Here is a 24,806-nt window from a genome sequence, read left to right on the forward strand (position 1 = left end):
TGGGCGCGCCCCCGCGGGCGGGGTGCGGCGCCGGTGCGTCACGATGCGGGGATGCGGGTGACAGTCGCCGGGGCCGGGATCGTGGGGCTCAGCTGCGCGTACCGGCTGGCCGAAGCCGGGCACGAAACCACCGTCGTCGCCGCGGCGCCGCCGGGGGAGACGACCTCCGCCGTCGCCGGCGGCGTGCTCTACCCGCCGGTGCGCCGGCCGGACGAGCGGATCGTGCGCTGGACCGCCGAGACCCTCGCGGTGCTGCGCGGGCAGCACGCGCCCGGGGTGCGGTTCCGCCGCGGCCGGGTGCTGCTGCCGCCGGGTGCCCCGGACCCGGCGTGGCTGCCGGCGATGGCGGACCCGGTCCGCGACGGCGACCGGCTGGAGTTCACCACGGCGCTGGTCGACACCCCGGTCTACCTGGACTGGTTGCTGGACCGGGTGCGCGCGCTGGGCGTGCGCGTGGAGTACCGGCCGCTGACCTCCCTCGCCGGCCTCGGCCCGGTCGTCAACGCCGCGGGGCTCGCCGCGGGCCGGCTGGCGGGGGACGCGTCGATGGTGCCCGTCGGCGGCCAGGTCGTGCACCTGACCGACCCGGGCCTGCCGGAGTTCGCGGTCGACGAGACCGGCCCGGGCGTCGCCTACGTCATCCCGCACGGCACCCACGTGGTGTGCGGCGGCACGGAGGAACCCGGCCGCGGCGACACCGACCCGAACCCGGGCGTGACGGCCGACATCGTGCGCCGCTGCCGCGAGCTGGAGCCCCGCCTCGAGGGCGCGCGGGTGCTGCGGTCGGTGGTCGGGCTGCGCCCGTTCCGGCGCGAGGTCCGGCTGGAGCGCGACGGCGACGTCGTGCACTGCTACGGCCACGGCGGCTCGGGGATCACCCTGGCCTGGGGCTGCGCGGCCGACGTCGCCGATCTGCTGTCAGCTCCCTGAGAACTCGGCGTGGTCGGCCTCGGTGAGGTCGGCGTAGCGGACGGCGTACGCGCCCATCGCCTCGTCCAGCTCGGAGTCCTCGGCGAAGTAGCCCGCCAGGAGCTTCGGGTGCAGCGACCGCGTGTGGGCGCGGGCGAGCAGCGCCCCGGCCAGGCGGCCGTAGTCGTCGAGGTGGTCCTTCTCCAGTTCCGACGGGTCGATGTCGCCCTTGAGGTTGCGGAACTGCCGGACGATGAACGGCACGCCGTCGATGGTGGTCCAGCCGAGCAGGATGTCGGTTTCGGCCTGGACCAGCCGGGCGCCCTCGACGATCCGGCGGCCCTCGTGGCCGGCGGCGGGCAGGTCGAGGTACGGCGCCAGTGCCGGCCGCTGCGCCTGTTTCACCTGCAGCACCAGGTCTTCTTCGTCGTTGCCGTGCAGCAGGGCGACGTAGCTGCGCAGCCCGACGCTGCCGGTGCCGACCACCCGGAAGGCGACGTCGGCGAGCCGGTAGCGCGCGATCAGCGTCCGGCGCGACTCGCGCAGGGTGTCCACATAGGACACCAGGCCGGCGGCGACGGCTTCGGCGGTCCGCTCGTCGACGTGCGTCAGCACCGGCGGGTCCTCGACGAACCGGTGGCGGGACAGGCCGGTCTCGTGGTCGTCGACGTGCTCGGTCCACTTCGCCGCGACCTTGGCGCTGGTGTTCTTGCGGGCCTTCTCGGCGGCGTCGGCGAAGTCGTCGATCAGCTCGTCCGCGCGGGCCTTCGACAGCACCGAGGAGTCCGGCAGGGCGTTCCACGACCGCAGGAACGGCAGGTCGGCCAGCGCGCGGATGGTCCGCCGGTAGGACTTCACGGCGTCCTCGGCGGCCTCCCGGCAGCCGGCCTCGCCGATGCCGCCCTCGCGGCCGGCGAGCACCAGGCTGGCCGCGAGCCGCTTGAGGTCCCACTCCCACGGGCCCGGTACGGTCTCGTCGAAGTCGTTGATGTCCATCACGATCTTGCCTTCGGGCGTGCCGTAGAGCCCGAAGTTCGCCGCGTGCGCGTCCCCGCAGAGCTGCGCGGTGAGCCCGGCCGACGGCGTGCCCGCGAGGTCGGCGCCCATCAGCCCGGCGGCACCGCGGAAGAACGTGAACGGCGACGCGCGCATGCGTTCACGGCGGAGTTCGACCAGCTCGGGCAGGCGCCCGGCGTTGCTAGCCTCGAAGTACTGCTGCGCGCTCGGCCGGCCCGCACCCGCGGCCTCGTGGTCGTGCACCGCGGCCGGCGTCTTCTCGCGCAGCCGCTTCCCCTGTTCGTACAGCTCGCCCGGTGTGACGCTGTCCGCGCCGGCGAGCGGCCGTTCCACCCATTCCCCTGATCCCATACCGGGCACAACGTCCGAAGGGGACGTTGTGCTCCCGGATGCCGCCGGGGCGGGAGGCTCGGCCGGCGGCATCCGGGTGGTTCAGGGGCGGACGACCTCGGCGATCGCGTCGATGCCGCGGTCCAGCTCCTCGCGCGTGATCACCAGCGGCGGCGCGACGCGCAGCGTGCGCTCGTGCGTCTCCTTGCACAGCACGCCCCGCGCCGACAGCGCCTGCGACGCTTCCCGGCCCGACGGGCCGCCGGGTGCGATGTCGATGCCCGCCCACAGGCCGCGGCCGCGGACCTCGGACAGCCCGGTGCCGATCAGCTCGGTGAGCCGCGTGTGCAGGTGGGCGCCCAGCTCGGTGGAGCGCTGCTGGAACTCGCCGGTGTTCAGCAGGCGGATCACCGCGCGGCCGACCGCGCACGCCAGCGGGTTGCCGCCGAAGGTCGAGCCGTGCTCGCCCGGCTTCAGCACGCCGAGGACGTCCCGGCGGCCGACCACCGCGGACACCGGCAGGATGCCGCCGCCGAGGGCCTTGCCGAGGGTGTAGACGTCGGCGCGGACGCCTTCGTGGTCGAGTGCCAGCACGGTGCCGGTGCGGGCCAGGCCGGACTGGATCTCGTCGGCGATCAGCAGCACGCCGTGCTCGTCGCAGGCGGCGCGGACCTCGGCGAAGTACCCCTCCGGCGGCACGATGACGCCGGCCTCGCCCTGCACGGGCTCCAGCAGCACGGCTGCGGTGCGCGGGGTGATCGCGTCGCGCAGCGCGGCGGCGTCGCCGTACTTGACCGTGACGAAGCCGGGCGTGAACGGGCCGAAGTCGGCGCGCGCGGTCTCGTCGGTCGAGAACGACACAATCGTGGTGGTCCGGCCGTGGAAGTTCGAGCCGGCGACGATGATCTCGGCGGTGCCGTCCGGCACGCCCTTGACCTGGTGCGCCCACTTCCGCGCGACCTTCACCGCGGACTCGACGGCTTCGGCGCCGGAGTTCATCGGCAGCACCAGCTCGGTGCCGGTCAGCTCCGCCAGCTCGCGGCAGAACAGGCCCAGCTGGTCGTGGTGGAACGCGCGCGAGGTCAGCGTGACGCGCCCGAGCTGCCCGACGGCGGCGGCGACCAGGTCCGGGTGGCGGTGCCCGAAGTTCAGGGCCGAGTACCCGGACAGGAAGTCGAGGTAGGACCTGCCCTCGACGTCGGTCACCGAGGCGCCTTCGGCTTCGGCGATCACGACGGGCAGCGGGTGGTAGTTGTGCGTGCTCCACCGCTCGTCGAGCTCGATGAAGCTCGCGGCGGAGGGGGCGGCGGTCTCCCGGCCGGCGAACGTCGTCATGCGTTCAGGTTAAAGGCAGGACACGCGGAATTCAGCCGGGAAACGTTGCTTTCACCCGTTGTTCGTTGCGCAATCCCCGGCCGACACCCCCGAAACGCTGCGCGGCGGTTGACGGACGCAATGGTAAGTCGTAACTTACCGTTCGTGGCGACTTACGGAAGCGACCAGCTGGCCGCGCTGGCCGACCCGTCGCGGCGCGCGATCGTCGAAGCGCTCCGCGCCGGGCCCCGCGCGGTCGGCGAGCTGGCCGCGGACCTGCCGATCAGCCGCCCGGCCGTCTCCCAGCACCTCAAGGTGCTCAAGGAGGCGGGCCTGGTCGCCGACCGGGCCGAAGGCACGAAGCGGCTTTACCGCCTCGAGCCCGACGGCATCGCCGCGGTGCGCGCCTACCTCGACCGCATGTGGTCGGACGCGCTCCGCTCGTTCGCCGATTTCGCCGAATCCACCGAGAGCGAGGAACCATGACACTCGAGCCGATCCGCAGGACGATCACCGTCGCGTGCTCGCGCGAGCACGCGTTCAAGACCTACACCGAGGCCTTCGACAGCTGGTGGCCGCGGGCGCACCACCTCGGGGCGGCCGACCTCGCCGAAGCCGTCCTGGAGCCGAAGCCGGGCGGCCGCTGGTACGAGCGGACCGTCGACGGCGCCGAATGCCAGTGGGGCGAGGTGCTCGTCTGGGAGCCACCCGCCCGGGTGGTCCTCTCGTGGCGGATCGACGGAGACTGGCAGATCGACCCGGACCCCGCGCACGCCAGCGAGATCGAGGTCAGGTTCGTCGAGGAGGGGCCGCGCAGCACCCGCGTCGAACTGGAGCACCGGGGCTTCGAGCGGCACGGCGAAACCGGTGCGAAGGTCCGCGAAGGCGTTTCCGGCGAGGGCGGGCACGGCGCCCTCCTGGGCCTCTTCGCCGAGAAAGCCGCCGCCTGAGCAGGTAGCTTCGCGAGATGGCCAAGAAGGACACAGGAAGCCGGGTCCGGGACGCGCTGCGCATCGACGGGGAGCTGCCGGACCCGGGCTCGACGCCGGTCGGACCCGGCAAGAAGCCCAAGGCGCTCGCCAAACTCGGCGACGCGGGCGAACGGCTGTCCGGGTTGCAGGAGGCGCTCTACGCCGAGGGCGTCGGCGGCGGTACCCGCAGCGTCCTGCTCGTGCTGCAGGGCATGGACACCTCCGGCAAGGGCGGCACCGTGTCGCACGTGCTCGGCCTGGTCAACCCGATGGGCGTCCGCTACGCCGGGTTCAAGGCCCCGACCGCGGCCGAACGCCGCCACCACTACCTGTGGCGGATCCGCAAGCAGCTCCCGGGCGCGGGCCGGATCGGCGTGTTCGACCGCTCGCACTACGAGGACATCCTGGTCCCGCGGGTGACCGGGCTGCTCACCGCGGCCGAGCGGCGCCGCCGCTACACCGAGATCAACGCCTTCGAGCGGGAGCTGGCCGACGCGGGCACGACCGTCGTCAAGGTGTTCCTGCACATCTCGCCCGAAGAGCAGCTCAAGCGGCTCAAGGCCCGGCTCGTCACGCCGGAGAAGCACTGGAAGTACAACCCCGGCGACCTGGAGGCGCGCTCGCAGTGGCCCGCCTACCAGCAGGCCTACGCCGACATCTTCAAGAAGACGTCCACCGGGAACGCCCCCTGGTACGCCGTGCCCGCCGACCACAAGTGGTACCGCAACTGGGCGGTCGCGGAGCTGCTCATCGAGACCCTCGCCGACCTGGACCCGCGGTTCCCGGAGCCGGGCTTCGACGTCGACGCGGAGCTGGCGAAGCTGAAGGGTGTTGGCGTCTCGTCGTGATCGTCTGAAAGAGTGCGGGCGTGACCGATGTCGACGACCTCCCGTTCCTCCGCAAGCAGGCCCGTACCCAGCGCTTCACCCTCGGCGCGCCGAAGGAGTTCCGGGTCGCCCCGGACGGCTCCCGCGTGCTGTTCCTGCGCGCGGAGTCGGGCACCGACCCCCGGCACAGCCTCTGGTCGGCCGACCTGGCGACCGGCGCCGAGACCAAGCTGGTCGACGCCGCCGAGCTGCTGCCCGGCGAGGAGGAGCTGCCCGCCGAGGAGCGGGCGCGCCGCGAGCGCGCCCGCGAGACCGGCGGCGGCGTCGTGCACTACGGCGTCGACGCGGGCTTCACCGTCGCGGTGTTCTCGCTCTCGGGCAAGCTCTACACCCTGGACCTCGCGTCCGGCGAGGTGACGCTGCGCGTCGACGGCTCGGTCATCGACCCGCGGCCCAGCCCGGACGGCACGCACGTCGCCTACGTCCAGGACCGGCGGCTGCACGTGCTGGAGCTGGCCACCGGTGACGACCGCGTGCTCGTCGAGGAGGACGGCGAAGACATCACCTGGGGCCTCGCCGAGTTCATCGCCGCCGAGGAGATGGACCGCACCCGCGGCTACTGGTGGGCCCCGGACGGCCGCAGCGTGCTGGCCGAGCGCTCGGACCGCGGCCCGGTCCCGCGCTGGACCATCGCCGACCCGGCCAACCCGCAGCACCCGGCGAACGTCGTCGCCTACCCGGCCGCGGGCACCACGAACGCGCTCGTCTCGCTCGCGGTGCTCGGCCTGGACGGCTCCCGCGTCGACGTCGAGCCGGGGGAGTGGGAGTACCTGGCCTCGGTGCACTGGTCGGCGGGCGGCGCGCCGCTGCTGGCCGTGCAGCCGCGCGACCAGCAGCGCATGGACGTCCTCGCGCTCGACGTCGCCGACGGCTCGACGTCGGTCGTGCACACCGCGACCGACCGGCACTGGATCGACATCGTCGGCGGCGTCCCGGCGTGGACGCCCGACGGGCGCCTGGTCACCGAGGGGATGGTGGACGGCGACCACCGGCTGTTCGTCGGCGGCGAGGCCGTCACGCCGGCCGGGCTGCAGCTGCGCGCGGTGCTGGACGTGGGCGAGGAGATCCTCTTCAGCGCCTCCGAGGCCGACCCGACGCAGATCCACGTCTTCCGCACCGAGGGCGCTTCGGTGCGCCGCCTGTCCACTGTGGACGGCGTGCACGTCGGCGCCGGGAGCGCCGCGGTCACCGTGCTTTCGTCGTGGAGCCTGGACTACAGCGGCCCACGCGTTTCGGTGCTGCGCGACGGCGAGCCGGTGGCGTCGATTTCGGTGTCCACTGTGGACCCCGACATCGTGCCGAACCTGACCTGGCTGACGCTGGGCGAGCGCGGCCTGCGCGCGGCGCTGCTGCTGCCGCGCGGCTACGAGCCGAGCGAAGGCAAGCTCCCGGTGCTGCTCGACCCGTACGGCGGGCCGCACGCCCAGCGCGTGCTGCAGAGCCGCAACGCGTTCCTGACCTCGCAGTGGCTGGCCGACCAGGGCTTCGCGGTGCTCGTCGCGGACGGCCGCGGCACGCCCGGGCGCGGCGCGGTGTGGGAGCGCGAGATCCACGGCCGCCTCGCCGACGTCACCCTCCAGGACCAGGTCGACGCCGTGCAGGCGGCGGCCGCCGCGCACCCGGAGCTGGACCTGGAGCGCGTCGCGATCCGCGGCTGGTCCTACGGCGGCTACCTGTCGGCGCTGGCGGTGCTGCGCCGCCCGGACGTGTTCCACGCGGCGGTCGCGGGCGCGCCGGTCACCGACTGGTCGTTGTACGACACGCACTACACCGAGCGCTACTTGGGGACTCCGCAGGACGAGCCGGAAAGCTACGCGCACAACTCGCTGATCGAGAGCGCCGGCGAGCTGAGCCGCGCGCTGCTCATCGTGCACGGGCTGGCCGACGACAACGTGTTCGTCGCCCACGCCCTGCGGTTGTCGTCGGCGCTGCTGGCGAAGGGGCGCCCGCACGTCTTCCTGCCGCTGGCGGGGGCGACCCACATGACGCCGCAGGCCGAAGAGGTCGCGGAGAACCTGATGCGCACGCAGGTGGACTGGCTGCTGCGCGAGCTGTCCGCCGTCGCCGTCGACAAGGAGAACGCATGAGCCGCTGGGGCCTGACGATTCCGCTGACCGGGGTGCCGCTGGCCGCGCACCGCGAGCTGGTGGAGCAGCTGCCGGACCTGGGCTACACCGACGCGTGGACGGCGGAGACGGCGGGCACGGACGCCTTCACGCCGCTGGTGCTCGCGTCGCAGTGGGCGCCGCAGCTGCGCCTGGGCACCGCGATCGTGCCGGTGTACACCCGCGGCCCCGGCCTGCTGGCGATGCAGGCGGCGACGGTCGCGGAGCTGGCGCCCGGCCGGTTCGTCCTCGGCATCGGCGCGTCGTCCCCGGTGATCGTCTCGAACTGGAACGCGGCGCCCTTCGAAGAGCCGTTCGCGCGGTCGCGGGACACCCTGCGGTTCCTGCGTTCGGCGCTGGCGGGGGAGAAGGTGAGCGAAACCTACGACACGTTCGCCGTCTCGAAGTTCCGCCTGGAGCGCCCGGCCGACCCGCCGCCGTCGATCATGCTGGCCGCGCTGCGCCCCGGCATGCTGCGCCTCGCGGCCCGCGAGGCGGACGGCGCGATCACCAACTGGCTGGCGGCTTCGGACGTGCCCAAGGTCCGTTCGGTGCTCGGCCCGGACGCCGAGCTGGCGGCCCGCATCTTCGTCTGCCCGACCGAGGACGCCGACGCGGCCCGCGGCCTCGGCCGGATGCTGATTTCGAGCTACCTGACGGTCCCGGTGTACGCGGCGTTCCACGACTGGCTCGGCCGGGGCGAGGCACTGGCCCCGATGCACGAGGCGTGGGCGGCGGGCGACCGGCAGAAGGCGAACCAGGTCATCCCGGACTCGGTGGTGGACGACCTGGTCATCCACGGCAGCGTGGAGTCGTGTCGCGAGCAGGTGCGGTCCTATGTGGACAACGGGCTGACGACGCCGATCATCGCGCTGCTGCCGACCGGCGGGGACCCGTTCGAGCAGGTGCGCGGCCTGGCACCGCGATGATCGTCACCCGGCCCGGGTAAGGTGTTCCCGGTCGGTCGGGGGCGGATCGTGGGGGCGATGGATTCGGATGGGCACGGCGAACCCGGACCCGGGTGGCCCCGATCCGCGCCGCGCCGGCCGGGACCTGCGCCGGGAATACCGCTTGGCGCCGAGTCCGCTGGCCAAAGGGGGCCAGGCCGAGGTTTTCCGCGCCGTGCACAAGCCCACGGAAACCGAAGTGGCGTTCAAGAGATCGGCTTCCGGGGGCGAGGACGCCGTCGCCCGCATGAAGCGGGAGATCGAAGCGGCGCGGCGGTTCGGCGACCACCCCCACGTCATGCCGATCATCGCCTGGGACCCCGGGCACCGGTGGTTCATCATGCCGCTGGCCGACGGCACCGCGCGGGACTTCGCGGACGAACTGACCGATCCCGACCGGTTGCGCGATCTGGTGACGGCCGTGTGCGAAGCGTTGCGGCGGCCCCATCGCGAAGGGTGGATCCATCGCGACCTGAAGCCGGACAACATCCTCCGGTTCGACGGTCGCTGGGTGGTGGCCGACTGGGGACTGGGCAGGCGGCCGCGGGGCGAAACCAGCCACCCCGCGCGGACCCAGGCGGGCACCGGTTTCGGCACCATCGGGTTCGCGGCGCCGGAGTTGTCCGTCGACGCGCACGAGGCGGGGCCGGAAGCCGACGTGTACAGCATCGGGCAGCTGATCGGCTGGGCGCTCACCGGCCGTGATCCGCTCGCGAACGTCGCGCTGCTGCCACCGGCGGAACCGTGGCGGACCCTCGTCCGCCGCGCCACGCGGATGGAGGCCGAGGCGCGGATCGCCGACGTCGACGCGTTGCTGGCGGAACTGACCGAGGCACTGGACGGGACGGCCGAACCGGTGGTGGAGCGCGGCCGGCGCCTGCTCGCCGCCGGTGACGCGGCTTCCGCGCGGCAGCTGCTCGAGCTGGCCGCCCATGCGGACGCCGATCCCGCGCTGTTCCACCAGGTGGTGGTCGAGTTCTCCGACTTCGCCGCCGTTTCGCCGGGCACGCTGGGCGAAGCCGTGCGAGCGGCGCGGTCCGTGCGTGGTAGACGCGGCCGGTTGACCGGCTGGGTGCTCGCCGTGGCGCGGTACGCGGCGGACGCCGCCGAAGGGGATCTGCTCGGTGATGCGGCGGAGACTCTTTTCGCGCTGGGCGGTGGGCGGCGAGCCGATGTCCGGGAGTGGGTGGCTTCGCTGTCCGGCCCGGCGGCGGCGACGGTGGCGGCGGCCCGCCGGGCCGCCGGAACCGGGCAGCCGGGTGCGGGCCGTCGCCCGAAGTGGCCGGTGGTGGCGGGCGCGGGCGCCGTCGCCGCCGGTGCGGCGATCGTGCTCGTGCTGAACCTGACGGCCGACGGGACGACTCCTCCCGGTGCCGATCCAGCCGCCACCGCGAACACGGCGCGCACGCCCAGCCCGCTGGCGGCGACAACGCAGCTGAAGAACTTCGTCGCCGCCTGGGACAACTACCCGGACTGGACGGCCTGCGCGCTCGCCACCGGCGACGAGGCCCTGAACGGGAGCTTCCCCGCGGCGGTTTCCGAGCGGCACGACCCGACGCACGCCATCACCTGCGGCAACAGCGGCAACCTCACGGTCATGTTCGCCGAGCACCTGGTCGAAGGCTGGTACCGCGATGTGGCCGACCGGTACCGCAGGGCGCCCGCGCCGGCCAGACCCGTCGACCAGGAGAAGAACCCACCGGCGGACGCGCACGTTTTCCAGTGGAGCCCGACGCGGCGCGCCCTGGTCTGGACCGACGACAGAAGCCATGCGATCGGTGTCCTGACCACCGACTCACCCACGGTCGACCTGGTCAAGGTGTGGAGCCGCTACCACGCCTGAGCGGTCACAGCCCGACGATGTCGGCGACGCGCGCCCAGCCGCACACCTTCTCGGCGCCCTGCACGGCCGTGACGAGCAACCACTCGAAATTGCCCTTGCCATCGGGGAGAACGGTGAGGTCCAACGGCGCGACCAGCACGGCGTCGTACCGGGTCCGGGAGCCGATCGGAGGGGAAGCGTCGTCGGCCGCGACCCGGAGCTGCAGGTCGCGAGCCGGCGTGACCTGCTTGGTCTGTTCGCGGGTGTTGCAGGTTTCGAGCGGGCCGTAGGCGGGACTGGTGCGCACGGGCCAGTCGCCGCGGAGCCCCACCTCGTAGGTGATCGGCGTTCCGCCCCCGCTCGCGCAGGAATCCTCTTCTTCCGAAAGGCTCGCGCGAACGGAGAAGGCGCCGCGTTTCGCGGTCACCGACTCGATGAAGCCGTCGCAGCGGGACGACGCGGCGAGCGGATGCCGTACCTGTTTCGCCGTGTGTTCGGTCCACAGCCACACGAACCACGTCTGCGACACCATCTGACCGCCGGCGCTGTAGAGGCCGACGGCGGCGTCTTCGTCGCCGTCGTCGTCGATGTCGGTGTAGGCGGGCGGGCCGAGCATCCGCCAGTCGAGACCGCCGGGGTATTCGGGGCCGTCCGTCTCCCGGTGCGCGAGGCCGCCCTTCAAGGTGAGGGTGGTGTCCACCACCGCGTCGTACCACTCGGTGTCGCCGAACGGGAACGACTCGATTTCCTTCGACAGCTCCGCCGGCCGAGGGGTGCCGGCGGTGCAGCCGGCTGCCAGCACGCCGAGCGTCGTGATCAGTGCGGCGATCTTCCCTCGCATCCGGAAATCATAGGGCGGTGGCCAGCAGCAGTCCGGCAGTTCCCGAAGCCAGTCCCGCCAGGACCGTCACCACCACGTTGAGCACCGCGTACAGCCGCGTCTTCTCCAGGAACAGCCGGACCGTCTCGTAGCCGAACGTCGAGAACGTCGTCAGGCCGCCGCAGAAGCCCACCGCCACCAAGGCGCGGACCGACGACGGCTCCGCGCCGTGCAGGAGCCGGCCGCTGAGGAAGCCGAGGATGAACGAGCCGGCGATGTTCACCGTCAGCGTGCCGAACGGGAACGGGGAATCGTGCCGGGCCTGGACCCGGCGGTCGGTCAGGTAGCGCAGGATCGAGCCGGCCGCGCCGCCGAGGGCCACCAGGAGCAGCGTCACTCCGTCCGCCCCACGTAGCGGACCACCTCGACCTGGTCGAGCGTCACCAGTCCCTCGCCGATGAGCTCGTCCAGCTGCGGCAGGAACGCGCGGAGCTTCTCCTCGGCGTCGATGATCACGATGACCATCGGCAGGTCCTCCGACAGCGACAGGATCCGCGTCGTGTGGATCAGCGACGAAGCGCCGTAGCCCTCGACGCCGCGAAGCACCGAAGCGCCCGCGAGGCCCGCGTCCCGGGCCCGGCGGACGATCTCGTGGTAGAGCGGCTTGTGGTGCCAGTGGTCGTCTTCGCCGAGGTAGATCGTGAGGCGGGTGGCCGGTCCTTCCATCAGCGTCCCTTCCGGATCGCGCGGGTCGCCGTCAGCCCGGCCGTCACCGCCGCCAGGCACAGCACCAGCGACGCCGCCACGTACAGCAGCGAACCCAGTATCCGCCCGGTCGTGGCCGCGTCGAGGGAATCGGTCACGAACGTGGAGAACGTCGTGAACCCGCCGAGGACGCCGACGCCGAGGAACGGCCGCAGCAGGTGGTGGGGGCGCGCGGTGGTCGTCAGGAACGCCATCAGGACGCCGATGAGCAGGCAGCCGAGCGCGTTGGTGAGCAGCGTCGCGACGGCGAACTCGCCGCGGGCGTGCGGGATCGCGACGGACAGCCCGTAGCGGGCGAGACTGCCCAGCGCGCCGCCGGCGCCGATCGCGAGCAGGACGTCCCACCGGGTCGCGGGCACGCTGATCACCTCCGGAGCCGAACCTACTCCCGATGGCCGACGCGTCCCCGCCACCCGGTCGAGCATGCTGGACGGGGCCGGATGACAGGCAGCCGTCGGTCGCCGTACTGTTGCTCAGCGTAGGCAAGGCAACCCTAAGGAAGGCGGGTACATGCGAGCAGACGGGCTGGCCGGTGGCCACGACGGCGCGGACCGGCTCGCCGAGCTGATCCCGGCGGCCCTGCGCGGCATGGCGGCGGGCATCGCCGAACGCGGCGGCCCGATCCCGGCCGGCGGCCCCGCCGCGGTGGCGGCGGCCCTGATGGCCGAGCACGGCGAGCCGGGGACCGCGGAAGCTCCTGGTGGGACGCAGGCCGGCGGCTCGGCGGCGCGCGAACCGGTAGCGGGGGCCGGCCCGGTGGGCGTGCGCGAGCCGGGAGCGGTCGCCACAACGGTGGCCGGAGTCGGCTCGCTGGCGGCGCGCGAACCGGCTGCTGGAGTTGATGGGCCGGCGGGGCCCGCGACGGTGGCCGGTGTCGGGCCGATGTCCACGCGCGAACCGGCCGCCGCTCATGCTGCCGCCGACACCGCACGAACCGGAGCCGGCACCCTCGAACCCACCGCACCCGGCGCCCTCCCCCTCCACGGCGTGGGAGCCGAAGCCGCTCTCGAAGAGCTGAGCCGCCTCCTCGCCGCGGGCTCCGCCGACCCCGCCGACCCGGCCTGCGCCGCCCACCTGCACTGCCCGCCGCTCGCCGTTTCCGTGGCCGCCGATGTCGTCGCCGGTGCGCTCAACCCCTCCATGGACTCCTGGGACCAGGCGCCCGTCGCCAGCGAACTCGAGCGCGAATTCACCACCGGAATCGCCCGGTTGTGTTACCCCGGCGCGCCCAGTCCCGACGCCGTCGTGACCACCGGCGGAACCGAGTCGAACCTCCTCGGCCTGCTCCTCGCCCGCGAGTCCGGCATCGTCCAGGCCGTCTGCGGGGCCAACGCCCACCACAGCGTCGCGCGCGCCGCCTGGCTGCTCGGCCTGCCCGCGCCGATCGTCGTACCCTGCGAACGCGATCGCATGCTGCCCGGCGCGCTCGCCGGCGTCGCCGGGCCGGGCACCGTCGTCGTCGCCACCGCCGGGACCACCAACACCGGCACCGTCGACCCGCTCGCCGAGATCGCCGGGATCTGCCGCCGGGCCGGCGCGCGGCTGCACGTCGACGCCGCCTACGGGGGTACCGCCCTGTGCAGCGAGGCGCTGAAGGGCAAGCTCGCCGGGCTCGAGCTGGCCGACTCCGTGGCGCTCGACCTGCACAAGTTCGGCTGGCAGCCGGTCGCCGCCGGGTTGTTCGCCGCGCGGGAAGCCGGTGATCTCGGGGCGCTGACCGTGCGGGCCGAGTACCTCAACGCCGACGACGACACCGAAGCCGGGCTGCCGGACCTGCTCGGCCGGTCGATCCGGACGTCGCGGCGGCCGGACGCCTTCCGGATGGCCGTCACGATGCGCGCGCTGGGGACCTCGGGGCTCGGCGCGCTCGTCGAACGCTGCTGCGCCACCGCGGCCGAGGTCGCGGCGGACGTCGAGCGGCACCCCGGGCTGCGGCTCTGGGGCGCGCCGGAACTGTCCACAGTGGTCTTGCGGCCGGTCGTCGCCGACGAGGCGGGCGGGGACGAGCTCGTCGCGCGTGTCCGCCGGGCGCTGCTCGAAGCCGGGACCGCCGTGATCGGCCGGGCCACGCTGCCGGCCGGGCCCGGGGGCGCCGGACAGCTGTGGCTCAAGCTGACGCTGCTGCACCCGCACGCCACCGCCTCGGACTACCGGCCGCTGCTCGACCGGATCGCCGCCACCGCGGGGGCCGAACTCGTCGCCGGCCGGGAAAGCCCGGTCGCTTCGTGAGGCGCCACCACCTCGCGGGTGTCGGGATCGGGCCGTTCAACCTCTCGCTCGCGGCGCTGGCCACCGGCGTCGACGGCCTGGACGCGGTGTTCTTCGACGCCCGCCCGGAGTTCCGCTGGCACCCCGGCCTGCTGGTCGAGGGCGCGACGCTGCAGGTGCCGTTCCTGGCCGACCTGGTGACGCTGGTCGACCCGACGAACCCGTTCTCCTTCCTGAACTACCTGCGCGACCGCGGCCGGCTGCTCCCGTTCTACTTCGCCGAACGGTTCCACCCGCCGCGCGCCGAGTACGACGACTACGGGCGGTGGGCCGCGGCCCGGCTGCCGTCGTGCCGGTTCGGGCACGAGGTCACCGGGATCCGCTGGGCCGGCGACGCCTTCGAGCTGACGGTCGCGGGCCGCGACCCGGTGCTCGCGGACAACGTCGTGCTCGGCGTCGGCTCGGTGCCGTCGGTGCCGGCGCCGCTGCGCGAGCCGGTCGCCGATCCCGGCGTCCTCGCCCTGCACTCCGCGGATTACCTGCCGCACCGGGAAAAGCTGCTTGCCGCCGGGAGCGTCACGGTCGTGGGGTCCGGGCAGTCGGGGGCCGAGGTGTTCCTCGACCTGCTGCGCTCCCGGTCCACTGTGGACGGCCTGCGCTGGCTCGCGCGGACGCCGGCGTTCGCGCCGATGGAGTACTCGAAGCTCGGCCTCGAACAGTTCACCCCGGACTACACCGCGTACTTCCACGGCCTCCCCGAAGCCGTCCGCGACCGGCTGCTGCCCGCGCAGTGGCAGCTGTACAAGGGGATCGACGCCGAGACCATCGCCGCGATCCACGACGAGCTGTACCGCCGCAGCATCACCGGCCCGCCGGGCGCGGTGCTGACGCCGGGGGTCGAGGTCGTCGGATCGTCCACAGTGGAGGGCCGGATCGAGCTGCGCGTCGTACAGGCCCAGCAGGGACGGGAAAGCACCCTGCGCACCGACGCCGTCGTCGCGGCCACCGGGTACGCGGAAGCGCCGACCGGGCCGCTGCTGGCCGGGCTCGGCGACGCCGTCCACCGCGACGGCCGGGGCCGCCTGGTCGTCGACGCCGGCTACCGCGTCGCCCTCGACGTGCCGGGCGCGCTGTACGTCCAGAACGCGGAACGGCACACCCACGGCCCCGGCGCCCCCGACCTCGGGCTCGGTGCCTGGCGGGCGGCCGTGATCCTCAACGCCGTGTGCGGCAAGACCGTGCACGAGCTGCCCGACCGCACCGCCTTCACCACGTTCGGCCTGGAGGAAGAGTGAGCATCGACGAGGCGGCCGCCTGGCGCGCGGCCGGTGCCCTGATCACGCACAAGATGCTCGGGGAGCTGTCCTACGAGCACCTGCTGGAGCCCGCCCGGGACGGTGACGCGTACCGGCTCGAGCTGCCGGACGCCACTTACGCGTTCCGGGCGCGGCGGGGCGCGTTCGACTCCTGGACGGTCGAACCGGGCAGCGCGCGCCGGTCGGGCGAGCCGGTCACCGACCCGCGCACCCTCGTCGTGGACGCACGGGAAGTCTTGGGGCTCAGCGGGTTGCGCCTGGCCGACGTGCTGGCCGAGCTGACCTCGACGGTCGCCAACGAGGCCGCCCGGCTGCGCCGCGCCCCGATCGCACCCGTGCTGTCCACTATGGACTACAACGTCGCCGACGGGCACCTGACCGGCCACCCGCGGCTGGTGCTGAACAAGGGCCGGGTCGGGTTCTCCGCGCGCGACCGCGCCCGCTACGCGCCGGAGGCGGGCGCGGACGTCCGGCTCCGCTGGTTCGCCGTCCACCCGGACCACGCCGAGTTCCGGTGCGTCGACGGCCTGAGCCGGGACGCGCTCCTGGACGCCGAACTCGGCGAGCTGCGGGCGGAGTTCGCCGGGAAGGCGCCCGAGGACTACGTCTGGGTGCCGGTGCACCCGTGGCAGGCCGACGAAATCCTCGGCACGCTCTACGCCGCCGAGCTCGCCACCGGGGTCGTGGTCGACCTCGGCGAGACCACCGATGCCTACCGCGCGCACCAGACGGTCCGGACGCTGGGCAACGTGACCACGCCGGGCCGCCACGACGTCAAGACCGCGGTGTCGGTGCGCAACACGCTCGTCTACCGCGGGCTCAACTCGGCCGCGACGCTCGCCGGGCCGTCGGTGACGTCGTGGCTGCGCGGGATCAGCGCGGCCGATCCGCTGCTGAGCGAGCGGTACCGGTTCGGGCTGCTCGGCGAGGTCGCCAGCGTGTCGGTGACGCACCCGCTGTTCGGGCACCTGGAGGAGCTGCCGTACCGCTTCCACGAGACGCTCGGCGCGCTGTGGCGCGAGCCGATCGCGCTCGGGGACGGGGAACGCGCGATTTCGTTCGCCGCCCTGCCTTATCGCGGGCCTCGCGGCGGTTCCGTGCTCACCCACCTGATCGGGCGGCACGACCCGGAAACGTGGCTGGCCCGGCTTTTCGACCTGCTGCTCACGCCGTTGCTGCAGTGGCTGCTGCGCCACGGCGTCGGGTTCTGCCCGCACGGCCAGAACCTGATCCTCGTCGTCGACGCCGTCAACGTCCCGCAGCGGGTGCTCATCAAGGACTTCGCCCAGGGTGTCGACCTGCTCGACGAGCAGGTCGAGAGCTACGAGAGCCTCCCGCCCGAAGCCGCGGCGGACATGCTGCGCTGGCCCGCGCACCTGCTGGCCCAGTCGCTGTTCAGCTCGGTGTTCTCCGGCCAGTTCCGGTTCTGGGCCGAGGTCCTGCTCGACGAGACCGGCCTGCCCCGCGCCCGGTTCTGGGCGCTCGTGCGCGAGGTCGTGGGCCGCTACCGGGACGAGAACCCGGACGTGGCCGCGCGGTTCGACGCGTGCCGGCTGTTCGCCCCGGACGTCGAGCGCGTGACGCTCAACCGGGAGCACCTCGCCGGCCAGGGGTTCGACAAGGTGGAGCGCGACGACGAGTTCGACGTCCGGTGGGGCCGGGTGCCGAACCCGCTGCACGCCCCGGACCCCGGCGGCGCGTGGTGACGCCGTTCGCGCGCCCGGCCGGCCCGCGATCGCTGGCCGCGCGCCAGGCGGCGGCCGCGGCGGGGACAGCCGTGCTGCGCGGGGTGCTCGCGGAGGACGACGCGCGCCTGCTCCTGCTCGTGCCCGACCCGCACGCCCGCTTCGCCGCGGTCGAGCTGGCCGCGCCGTTCGCCGCGTCGGTTCTCGACGACGGCTACGGCGTGTGCAGCTACGTCTTCGCGTGGACGCCGGACCGCGAACCGCTCGCGGCGTCCGGCGTGCTGGGCGGGTACCTCGAAGGCTTCGGCGACCTGCGGATGCGCCCGGACGCGGCGACGGCGATCCCGCTGGGCGACCGGACGTGGGCGGTGGTCTGCGACGCCGAGTGGCCGTCGGGCCGGATCGCCGAGCTCGCCCCGCGCGAGGTGCTGCGCGGGCAGCTCGCGGCGCTGGAGGGGCTCGGCCTGGTGCCGTCGGTGGGCATCGAGCACGAGGTGGTGTTCACCGGCGCGAACGGCCCGCTCACCGCGCACGGCACCGACTACGCGCTCGGCGGCACCGAGCACCTGGCGCCGCTGCTCGCCGACATCCGGTCCGGGCTGGCCGAAGCCGGGCTGGGCGTCGAATCCGCGCGCGCGGAGTGCCACCCGGGGCAGTACGAAGTCGTGCTGCGTCACCGCGACGCCCTGGCCGCGTGCGACGACGTGCTGCTGCAGCAGCTGATCGTGCGCCGGGCCGCCGCGCGCCACGGGGTGACCGCGTCCTACCTGGCCGCACCCGAGCCGGGGCAGGGGAATTCCGGTCACGTGCACCTGTCGTTGTCCACTGTGGACGGCTCGCCACCGGACCTGCTGGGCGGCTTCCTGGCGGGCGTGCTGCGCGACGCGCGGGCGCTGACGGCGGTCTGGGCGCCGACGTGGAACAGCTACGTCCGGCTGCGGACGGCCCCGTTCTCCCCGCGCGACGTCCGCTGGGGCCACGACGACCGGACCGCGGCGGTGCGCGTCGCCGGGCCGCCGTCGGACCCCCGCCTGGAGTTCCGCTTCGCCGGCGCGGACGCGCAGCCGCACCTGGTGGTCGCGGCGCTGCTGGCGGCCGGGCGGTTCGGGCTGGAGGAGGGCCTGGCCCCGCCGGAGCCCGGGGTGTCGGCCGGGACGCTAGCGACCTCGCCGTGGGAGGCGTTGTCCCTGCTGGAGCGGGCGGGCGAGCTGCTGGGCGCGGACGTCGCGGCCCAGCTGACGGCGCTGCTGACCGAGGAGATCGAGTCCGGTTTGGACGCGGTCACGGACTGGCAGCGCCGCCGGGGCGCCCTCCGTTCCTGAACCCGGCTGGTGCGGCCGACCGGGAACGCACCCAATGTGGCGTTCGGTGCGTTCAACGCACCGAACGCCACATTGGGGCGCAAGCTCACCAACCGGAACGGCCAACTCACCGACCCGAACGGCCAACGCACCCGCCTGCCGGCGAGTTGGCCGTTCCGGTGCGCGAGTTGGCCGCTGCGAGCGGTGAGCCGGCCGTTCCCGTCTGACGACGGAGATCGGCGCGAGACTGTTCGACAGCCCGGCTAGGCCGGGCGGATGTTCTGGTTGACGTGGAACACGTTCTCCGGGTCGTACCGCCGCTTCACCGCCGCCAGCCGGTCGTAGTTGCCCCGGTACGAGGCCCGGACCCGGTCCTGGCCCTCCTCCATCATGAAGTTGACGTACGCCCCGCCCGCCGACGTCGGGTGCAGCTCCTCCCAGTAGTCCCGCGTCCACCGCGAAATCGGCTCGGCGTTTTCCGGCGCGGGATCGACCCCGACGATCACGCCCGACCAGCCGCCGGACCGGTACGGGAACGCCGTCGCGTCCGCGGCCACCCGGCTCGCCGCGCCGTCGATCGGGTACAGGTGCATCGACGAGTGCATCGTCGGCAGCGCCTCGCCGTGCTTGAGGTGGATGTCGATCGCCGCGTCCGAGATCTCGTGGAACACGTCCGCGCGCCAGTACCACTGCAGCCCCGCCGGGTACAGCGCGTCGAACGCCCCCTGCAGGGCCGTGTACGGCATTTCCTGCAGCCCCACCAGCAGCGGCGAGCCGAACGAACGGACCGGGGCCAGCACCTCCTCGGCCTTGTCGTGCGGACCCGTGTAGCACCAGACGATGCCGCACGCCTTGCGGCCCCACAGCTGCTCCGGGAACGGCGGCGCGGGCGGCACGGTCAGCAGGCCGAACCAGCCGTTGACCTCCTCCGGCAGCGACGGCAGCAACTCGCGGTACCAGCGCAGCACCGCGGGGGTGTCGGCCAGGTCGTACAGCACCGGCCCGCCGAGCACGACGCCGTGCTCGCCGATGTCGTGGCAGCGGAACGTGAACGACGTGACCACGCCGAAGTTGCCGCCCCCGCCGCGCAGGGCCCAGAACAGGTCGGGGTGCGAAGACTCCGAAGCGTGCACGAACGAGCCGTCCGCGAGGACGACGTCCGCGGCGAGCAGGTTGTCGACGGTCAGGCCGAAGCGCCGGGCCAGGTAGCCGATGCCGCCGCCGAGCGTCAGGCCCGCGACACCGGTGGACGCGACGATGCCCGACGGCGTCGCCATGCCGAACGCGACCGTGGCGTGGTCGACGTCGCCCCAGGTGCAGCCGGCGTCGGCGCGCACGGTGTGGTGCACCGGGTCGACGGTGGTGCTGCGCAGCCCGGACAGGTCGATGACCAGCGCGTCGTCGGCGACGCCCAGGCCGCCCGCGTTGTGGCCGCCGCCGCGCACGGCCAGGTCCAGGCCCTGTTCACGGCCGTAGCGGACGCAGGCGACGACGTCGGCGGCGTCGCGGCAGTAGGCGATCGCCGCCGGCCGCTTGTCGATCATGGCGTTGTAGACGGCCCGGGCTTCGTCGTAGCCCGGGTCCGCCGGGGTGACGAGAGTGCCGCGCAGGGTGGCGGCCAGTGCTTCGTGCGGCAACGCGGTGGTGGTCATGGGTGGCCCCTCTCGGATTCCTGGTTCCGAGGCGAAGCTAGGCAGCGAGCGTTCGCGAAGCGTTCGGTCCGTTCAGGACGGTCCCGCGGCGGTCCGGACGCCGAGGTCCGCTTCCGCCCGCCGCAGCAGGGCGACGCTGCCGTGGGCCCGGGCCAGCTCCGCGGCGGCGCGCAGGCGGGGGACCGGATCGGCGTCGTACGCGGCCCGCAGCCGCAGCACCTCCGGCAGCCACCAGCGGTCGTCGCGGGCCTCGCCGGCGGCGAGCGCGGCGTCCAGCGTCGCGCGGGCCGCCTCGGGCGGGGACAGCGCGGCGACCAGCGCCAGCCAGTACGGCATCCGGGCGAAGGACCCCGCGGCCTTGAGGTTCGCGACGCCTTCCTGGGCCGCGGCCAGCCCGGCCTCGCCCCCGCGCGCCCAGCCGCCCAGCACCAGCGCCCATTCCCGGTAGTAGGCGAAGCCGTACCGGTCGCACAGCGCGTGCAGTTCGGTGACGGCCGTCCAGAGCGCCGGCCGGTCGTCGCGCATCTGGTGGGTGACGCCGGCGTAGGCCAGCGCGATGGTCAGGCTGTACGGGTGCCCGGCCGCGCGGGCGCGCTCGACGGCTTCGGCGCTGCTCGCCACCGCGGCGTCGTCGTGGCCGAGCAGCCAGTGGGCGTGCGCCGCCCAGGCCGGGCCGTGGATGTCCGGGCGGGTGCCGATCGGCCACGTCGACGCGCCGCGCGTGCGCTCGGCGCCCAGCTCGAAGTGCCGCAGCGCCTCGCCCGGGCGTCCGAGGCTCACCGACGAGCCCGCGACGATGAAGTGCGCCGAGCCGCTGAGCGCGGGGCTCGTCCCGGGGGCGACCAGCGTGAGCGCGCGTTCGGCCGACTCGTGCGCCTGCGCGGTCCGGCCCTGGACGAACCGGGACGACCACAGCTCCAGCAGGGCGGTGAGCGCGGAATCCTTGCTGCCCGAGGACTCCGCGAGCTCGAGCGAACGCTCCAGCGTGTGCTGCAGCTCGGGGGAGGAGTAGCCGTGCCGGGCGTTGAGCGGGCCGGCGAGCGCTTCGAGGACGGCGAGTTCCGCGCGGTCGCGGTCGCCGCTCGGCGGGCGGGCGCGGACGAGCGTCAGCGCTTCCTTCAGCAGCCGGATCGCCTCGGCGTGGGCGAAGGTGCGCGCGGCGACGGCCGCGGCCCGCCGGTAGTGCTCGACCGCGCGGTCCGGGCGGCCGCCGCGCGCGTACTGCTCGGCCAGCTGCGCGGCCACGGCGTCGGTGTCGCCGGCGTGCAGCAGTTCCAGGCCCTGGGCCAGCCGCCGGTGCAGCAGCCACCGGCGCGGCGGGCTGATCTGCTGGTAGGCGGCGTCGCGCAGCAGGTCGTGGGTGAAGTCGTAGCCGCCGCCGACCTCGCGCACGATGCGGCGCCGCCACAGCTCGTCGACCGCGCCGACGACGGTGTCCGCGTCGAGGTCGCTGGCTTCGGTGAGCAGCTCGAGGGTGAAGTCGCGGCCGGCCGCGGCGGCGAGCCCGGCCACTTCGCGGGCCGCCGGGCCGGGCTGTTCGAGCCGGGCCCGCAGGACGCCGCTCAGCCGTCCGGACGGCGGGGAAGCGTTGGTGCGCAACGCTTCCACGACGTACAGCGGGAACCCGCCGGTGGCCGCGTGGAGCAGGGCGCGGTCCGGTTCGGACAGCGGGTGCCCGGCGACCGCCTCGCCGAGGCGGGCGGTGCCCTCGGCGTCGAACGGGCGCAGGGGCAGCTCGGCCAGCCTGCCCTCGGCGCGCAGGTGCGCGGTCCAGGCCTCGACCCGGGCGTCGACGTGGCCGTCGCGCAGCGTGCCGGCGACCAGCAGCGGCGCGTCCGGCAGGAGGCCGAGGCAGAACGCGAGGAACGCGCCGGTCTCTTCGTCGCACCACTGGACGTTGTCGAGCACCAGCAGGACCGGCCGCCCGCCGGCGGTCAGCGCGCGAGCCAGCCCCTCGAAGAACCGCAGGCGCTGCCACGCGTCGACCGTGGGGTGCCCGCCCGCGGCCGGGCGCGGGGCGGGCAGCAGCCGGTCGACCTCGGCGCGCCACACCGGTTCCAGGGACCCCGCCGCCCGCTGCACCGACGGCGTGCGCAGCCACTCGGCCACCGGGGCCAGCGGGAGCCGGCCGGCCGAGCCGAAGCAGCGGCCGGTGGCCACGACGGCGCCTTCCGCGCCCGCCAGCGCGGCCAGCTCGGCGACGAGCCGCGTCTTGCCGACCCCGGCGTCGCCGCGCACGAGGACGATCCCGGCCCGGCCCGCCGCGGCCGCGTGCCACGCCTCGCCGAGCCGGGCCAGCTCCGCGGCCCGGCCGACGAGCCCGGGTGCCGCCGCCCGCCGGACCTCGGGACCCGGCCGGGCGAGCAGCCGGCGCAGCGCCGCCCGGGTCGGCTCCGCCGGGACGACGCCGAGCTCGCGCTCGAGGACCGACGCGCACCGGTGGTAGGTGCTCACCGCGCCCGCCCGGTCCCCGGCGTCGGCCTGCAGCCCCATCAGGGTCCGGTAGCCGGTCTCTTCGAGGGGCCGCAGCCGGATCCGGCGCCGGGCCGCGGCCAGCGCGGCGGCGGGGTCGCCCGACGGCGTCCGGCAGATCAGGTCGCACAGCTCGACGCACCGGCGGTCGAGCTCGGCGCGGGCCGCCAGCACCCAGTCGTCGGCCAGGCCGGGCAGCAGCTCCCCGCGGTGGACCGCCAGCGCCGCGTGGGCGTGGGTGAGCACGTCCTCGGCGTCCTCGGCGGCGAGCGCGGCCCGGTAGGCGGCGTCGAATTCCCGGACGTCGACCCGGCTCGACGGCGTGTCGCGCCAGCACAGGTCGCGCCCGGTGACCACCAGGGACGGCGGATCGCCCAGCACCCGGCGCAGCTGGTGCAGCTCGCGGCGCAGGTTCGTGAGCGCCTGCGCGTCGGTGGAGTCCGGCCAGAACAGCCCGGCGATCCGGCGCCGGGGCTGCGCCAGGCCGGCGTGCACGACGAGGTGCGCCACGAGCGCGACCGACCGCGGCGACCGCGTCAGCACGGCCCCGGTCGCGTCGTCGGCGATCACCTGCTCGCCCAGCAGCGAAACGCGCAGCACCCCGGTCACGCTAGTCCGGCCGCCGGGTCGCGGGCGGATCTTCACCGGGCAGGGGTTGCGCCGGGGCGCCCGGGTGCGCAGGCTCGACGTCGTGAGCGAGCACGAGTACGACCTCATCGTCATCGGTTCGGGCCCGGGCGGGCAGAAGGCCGCGATCGCCGCGGCGAAGCTGGGCAAGCGGGTGGCGGTCGTGGACCGGCACGACATGGTCGGCGGGGTGTGCGTCAACACCGGCACGATCCCGTCCAAGACGCTGCGCGAAGCGGTGCTCTACCTGACCGGGATGAACCAGCGCGAGCTGTACGGCGCGAGCTACCGCGTCAAGCAGGACATCACCATCGCCGACCTGCTCGCGCGCACCCAGCACGTCGTCGGGCGCGAGGTCCAGGTCGTGCGCGCGCAGCTGATGCGCAACCACGTCGACCTCATCCCCGGCACCGGCTCGTTCGCCGACGCGCACACCGTGGTCGTCGAGAGCAAGCACCCGGGCGACCGCCGGACGCTGAGCGGCGACCACATCGTCATCGCCACCGGCACCCGCCCGGCGCGGCCCGGCCACGTCGACTTCGACGCCGCCCGCGTCCTCGACTCCGACGAGATCCTGCGGCTCGAGCAGATCCCGTCGTCGCTCGTGGTGGTCGGCGCCGGCGTGATCGGCATCGAGTACGCGTCGATGTTCGCCGCGCTCGGCTCGCGCGTGACCGTGGTCGAGCAGCGCGACCAGATGCTCGACTTCTGCGACCCGGAGATCGTCGAGTCACTGAAATTCCAGTTGCGCGACCTCGGCGTCACGTTCCGCTTCGGCGAGAAGGTCGCGGACGTCGCGGTGTCCGAGGACGCCACGATCACCACCCTGGTCAGCGGCAAGCGCATCCCGGCCGACGGCGTCATGTACTCCGCGGGCCGCCAGGGCATGACCGGCGACCTGAACCTGGAAGCGGCGGGCCTGACCGCGGACGGCCGCGGCAGGCTGGTCGTCGACGAGAACTACCGCACCGAGGTCCCGCACATCTACGCGGTCGGCGACGTGATCGGCTTCCCGGCACTGGCGGCGACGTCGATGGACCAGGGCAGGCTGGCCGCGTACCACGCGTTCGGCGAACCGGCGAACGGCCTGGGCGCGCTGCAGCCGATCGGCATCTACACCATCCCGGAGATCTCGTACGTCGGCTCGACGGAGGCCCAGCTGACGTCGTCGTCGGTGCCGTACGAGGTCGGGATCGCGCGCTACCGCGAGCTGGCGCGCGGGCAGATCACCGGCGACAGCTACGGGATGCTCAAGCTCCTGGTGTCCACGACGGACCGGAAGCTGCTGGGCGTGCACGTCTTCGGCACGGGCGCGACCGACCTGGTCCACATCGGACAGGCGGTGATGGGCTGCGGCGGGACGGTCGACTACCTGGTGGACGCGGTCTTCAACTACCCGACGCTGTCGGAGGCGTACAAGGTGGCGGCGCTGGACGCGACGAACAAGATCCGGGCGCTGGACCGCTTCTCGTCCTGAGCGGGCGGTCCGGCGCGGCACTTCAGGGCCCCGGCAAATTCGGGCAGCACGGGCGATCCGCCCCTCCGCGATGTCATGAAAGAGTCGTTCACCTCGTCGGACGACATGAACGACCCTTTCACGGCATCCCCGCGACGCCGGGCAGACCACGCGGCCGGCCTGCAGTCGGTCACCCGCTCGC

20 protein-coding genes are annotated in these 24,806 nt (G+C 74.0%); 12 read left to right on the top strand and 8 right to left on the bottom strand.

What is annotated here, in order from left to right; translation table 11 throughout:
• Positions 1 to 51 precede the first annotated feature (51 nt).
• On the top strand, positions 52 to 930 hold the full coding sequence (locus EIY87_RS43490) for an FAD-dependent oxidoreductase (RefSeq protein ID WP_125315834.1): 879 nt from the start codon (positions 52 to 54) through the stop codon (positions 928 to 930).
• Here the strand turns inward: EIY87_RS43490 and EIY87_RS43495 are convergent.
• Both EIY87_RS43495 and rocD read right to left on the bottom strand, forming a co-directional pair.
• Entirely contained in the window at positions 919 to 2,277 is a 1,359-nt protein-coding gene (locus tag EIY87_RS43495; protein WP_125315835.1) for a DUF2252 domain-containing protein, read from the bottom strand. The two genes, EIY87_RS43490 and EIY87_RS43495, sit on opposite strands and share 12 nt — an antisense overlap.
• Positions 2,278 to 2,358: 81 nt before the next feature.
• The gene (gene rocD / locus EIY87_RS43500) at positions 2,359 to 3,591 is read right to left on the bottom strand and encodes an ornithine--oxo-acid transaminase (RefSeq protein WP_125315836.1); all 1,233 of its coding nucleotides are present in this window, start codon (positions 3,589 to 3,591) and stop codon (positions 2,359 to 2,361) included.
• Positions 3,592 to 3,735: 144 nt separating this feature from the next.
• Here rocD and EIY87_RS43505 point away from each other — a divergent pair, with 144 nt between their 5' ends.
• The 6 genes from EIY87_RS43505 (at position 3,736) to EIY87_RS43530 (ending at position 10,323) form a co-directional block, all read left to right on the top strand.
• Positions 3,736 to 4,056 carry an ArsR/SmtB family transcription factor gene (locus tag EIY87_RS43505; protein ID WP_125315837.1) on the top strand — a complete coding sequence of 107 codons (321 nt, stop codon included), beginning with the start codon at positions 3,736 to 3,738 and terminating at the stop codon, positions 4,054 to 4,056.
• Positions 4,053 to 4,520 (top strand): SRPBCC family protein, encoded by a 468-nt coding sequence (locus EIY87_RS43510; RefSeq protein WP_125315838.1) that lies wholly within the window; start codon positions 4,053 to 4,055, stop codon positions 4,518 to 4,520. Before EIY87_RS43505 ends, EIY87_RS43510 begins: the two co-directional genes overlap by 4 nt.
• Before the next feature lie 17 nt (positions 4,521 to 4,537).
• A complete protein-coding gene (locus EIY87_RS43515; RefSeq protein ID WP_125315839.1) occupies positions 4,538 to 5,389 on the top strand; it encodes a PPK2 family polyphosphate kinase in 852 nt (283 codons plus the stop codon).
• Between the two features lie 20 nt (positions 5,390 to 5,409).
• Positions 5,410 to 7,515: a S9 family peptidase gene (locus tag EIY87_RS43520; protein ID WP_125315840.1), complete on the top strand. Its 2,106-nt coding sequence runs from the start codon at positions 5,410 to 5,412 to the stop codon at positions 7,513 to 7,515.
• On the top strand, positions 7,512 to 8,462 hold the full coding sequence (locus EIY87_RS43525) for an LLM class F420-dependent oxidoreductase (protein ID WP_125315841.1): 951 nt from the start codon (positions 7,512 to 7,514) through the stop codon (positions 8,460 to 8,462). The genes EIY87_RS43520 and EIY87_RS43525 overlap by 4 nt, the downstream gene beginning before the upstream one ends.
• 67 nt (positions 8,463 to 8,529) lie before the next feature.
• Positions 8,530 to 10,323, top strand: coding sequence for a serine/threonine-protein kinase (locus tag EIY87_RS43530; RefSeq protein WP_125315842.1), 1,794 nt, complete (start codon positions 8,530 to 8,532; stop codon positions 10,321 to 10,323).
• A 4-nt stretch (positions 10,324 to 10,327) separates the two neighbouring features.
• Here the strand turns inward: EIY87_RS43530 and EIY87_RS43535 are convergent, their stop codons facing one another.
• Genes EIY87_RS43535 through EIY87_RS43550 form a run of 4 tightly spaced genes read right to left on the bottom strand, consistent with a single transcriptional unit; the run spans position 10,328 to position 12,255 of the window.
• Positions 10,328 to 11,143: a hypothetical protein gene (locus tag EIY87_RS43535; RefSeq protein WP_125315843.1), complete on the bottom strand. Its 816-nt coding sequence runs from the start codon at positions 11,141 to 11,143 to the stop codon at positions 10,328 to 10,330.
• 7 nt (positions 11,144 to 11,150) lie between these two features.
• Positions 11,151 to 11,519, bottom strand: coding sequence for a fluoride efflux transporter CrcB (gene crcB / locus EIY87_RS43540; protein WP_125315844.1), 369 nt, complete (start codon positions 11,517 to 11,519; stop codon positions 11,151 to 11,153).
• A complete protein-coding gene (locus EIY87_RS43545) occupies positions 11,516 to 11,848 on the bottom strand; it encodes a DUF190 domain-containing protein (protein WP_125315845.1) in 333 nt (110 codons plus the stop codon). Before EIY87_RS43545 ends, crcB begins: the two co-directional genes overlap by 4 nt.
• Entirely contained in the window at positions 11,848 to 12,255 is a 408-nt protein-coding gene (locus EIY87_RS43550) for a fluoride efflux transporter FluC (protein ID WP_125315846.1), read from the bottom strand. The genes EIY87_RS43545 and EIY87_RS43550 overlap by 1 nt, the downstream gene beginning before the upstream one ends.
• Positions 12,256 to 12,397: 142 nt before the next feature.
• On the opposite strand from EIY87_RS43550, the gene EIY87_RS43555 reads away from it, so the two are divergent.
• From EIY87_RS43555 to EIY87_RS43570, 4 genes are read left to right on the top strand one after another with little or no spacing between them, the layout of a single operon-like run.
• Positions 12,398 to 14,116, top strand: a complete 1,719-nt coding sequence (locus EIY87_RS43555; RefSeq protein ID WP_125315847.1) for a pyridoxal phosphate-dependent decarboxylase family protein — start codon at positions 12,398 to 12,400, stop codon at positions 14,114 to 14,116.
• Complete coding sequence (locus tag EIY87_RS43560) at positions 14,113 to 15,390, top strand: lysine N(6)-hydroxylase/L-ornithine N(5)-oxygenase family protein (RefSeq protein ID WP_125315848.1); 1,278 nt, start codon at positions 14,113 to 14,115, stop codon at positions 15,388 to 15,390. The genes EIY87_RS43555 and EIY87_RS43560 overlap by 4 nt, the downstream gene beginning before the upstream one ends.
• Complete coding sequence (locus EIY87_RS43565) at positions 15,387 to 17,117, top strand: IucA/IucC family protein (RefSeq protein ID WP_125315849.1); 1,731 nt, start codon at positions 15,387 to 15,389, stop codon at positions 17,115 to 17,117. Before EIY87_RS43560 ends, EIY87_RS43565 begins: the two co-directional genes overlap by 4 nt.
• Positions 17,114 to 18,418: a type I glutamate--ammonia ligase gene (locus EIY87_RS43570; protein WP_125315943.1), complete on the top strand. Its 1,305-nt coding sequence runs from the start codon at positions 17,114 to 17,116 to the stop codon at positions 18,416 to 18,418. Before EIY87_RS43565 ends, EIY87_RS43570 begins: the two co-directional genes overlap by 4 nt.
• 242 nt (positions 18,419 to 18,660) lie before the next feature.
• On the opposite strand, the gene EIY87_RS43575 is transcribed toward EIY87_RS43570, so the two are convergent.
• Complete coding sequence (locus EIY87_RS43575; protein ID WP_125315850.1) at positions 18,661 to 20,049, bottom strand: FAD-binding oxidoreductase; 1,389 nt, start codon at positions 20,047 to 20,049, stop codon at positions 18,661 to 18,663.
• 72 nt (positions 20,050 to 20,121) lie between these two features.
• Positions 20,122 to 23,238, bottom strand: a complete 3,117-nt coding sequence (locus EIY87_RS43580) for an ATP-binding protein (protein WP_225440398.1) — start codon at positions 23,236 to 23,238, stop codon at positions 20,122 to 20,124.
• On the opposite strand from EIY87_RS43580, the gene sthA reads away from it, so the two are divergent.
• Complete coding sequence (sthA, locus tag EIY87_RS43585; protein WP_225440399.1) at positions 23,213 to 24,625, top strand: Si-specific NAD(P)(+) transhydrogenase; 1,413 nt, start codon at positions 23,213 to 23,215, stop codon at positions 24,623 to 24,625. The two genes, EIY87_RS43580 and sthA, sit on opposite strands and share 26 nt — an antisense overlap.
• The last annotated feature ends 181 nt before the right edge of the window (positions 24,626 to 24,806 follow it).

The organism is Amycolatopsis eburnea (genome assembly GCF_003937945.1).
Lineage (GTDB): Bacteria > Actinomycetota > Actinomycetes > Mycobacteriales > Pseudonocardiaceae > Amycolatopsis > Amycolatopsis eburnea.

What these genes read in the sequence shown, in the direction of transcription:
- EIY87_RS43490 (WP_125315834.1), top strand. Translation starts at nt 52, where the DNA reads ATGCGGGTGACAGTCGCCGGGGCCGGGATCGTGGGGCTCAGCTGCGCG.
- EIY87_RS43495 (WP_125315835.1), bottom strand. Translation starts at nt 2,277, where the DNA reads ATGGGATCAGGGGAATGGGTGGAACGGCCGCTCGCCGGCGCGGACAGC.
- rocD (WP_125315836.1), bottom strand. Translation starts at nt 3,591, where the DNA reads ATGACGACGTTCGCCGGCCGGGAGACCGCCGCCCCCTCCGCCGCGAGC.
- EIY87_RS43510 (WP_125315838.1), top strand. Translation starts at nt 4,053, where the DNA reads ATGACACTCGAGCCGATCCGCAGGACGATCACCGTCGCGTGCTCGCGC.
- EIY87_RS43515 (WP_125315839.1), top strand. Translation starts at nt 4,538, where the DNA reads ATGGCCAAGAAGGACACAGGAAGCCGGGTCCGGGACGCGCTGCGCATC.
- EIY87_RS43525 (WP_125315841.1), top strand. Translation starts at nt 7,512, where the DNA reads ATGAGCCGCTGGGGCCTGACGATTCCGCTGACCGGGGTGCCGCTGGCC.
- EIY87_RS43530 (WP_125315842.1), top strand. Translation starts at nt 8,530, where the DNA reads ATGGGCACGGCGAACCCGGACCCGGGTGGCCCCGATCCGCGCCGCGCC.
- EIY87_RS43535 (WP_125315843.1), bottom strand. Translation starts at nt 11,143, where the DNA reads ATGCGAGGGAAGATCGCCGCACTGATCACGACGCTCGGCGTGCTGGCA.
- EIY87_RS43545 (WP_125315845.1), bottom strand. Translation starts at nt 11,848, where the DNA reads ATGGAAGGACCGGCCACCCGCCTCACGATCTACCTCGGCGAAGACGAC.
- EIY87_RS43555 (WP_125315847.1), top strand. Translation starts at nt 12,398, where the DNA reads ATGCGAGCAGACGGGCTGGCCGGTGGCCACGACGGCGCGGACCGGCTC.
- EIY87_RS43575 (WP_125315850.1), bottom strand. Translation starts at nt 20,049, where the DNA reads ATGACCACCACCGCGTTGCCGCACGAAGCACTGGCCGCCACCCTGCGC.
- EIY87_RS43580 (WP_225440398.1), bottom strand. Translation starts at nt 23,238, where the DNA reads ATGAGGTCGTACTCGTGCTCGCTCACGACGTCGAGCCTGCGCACCCGG.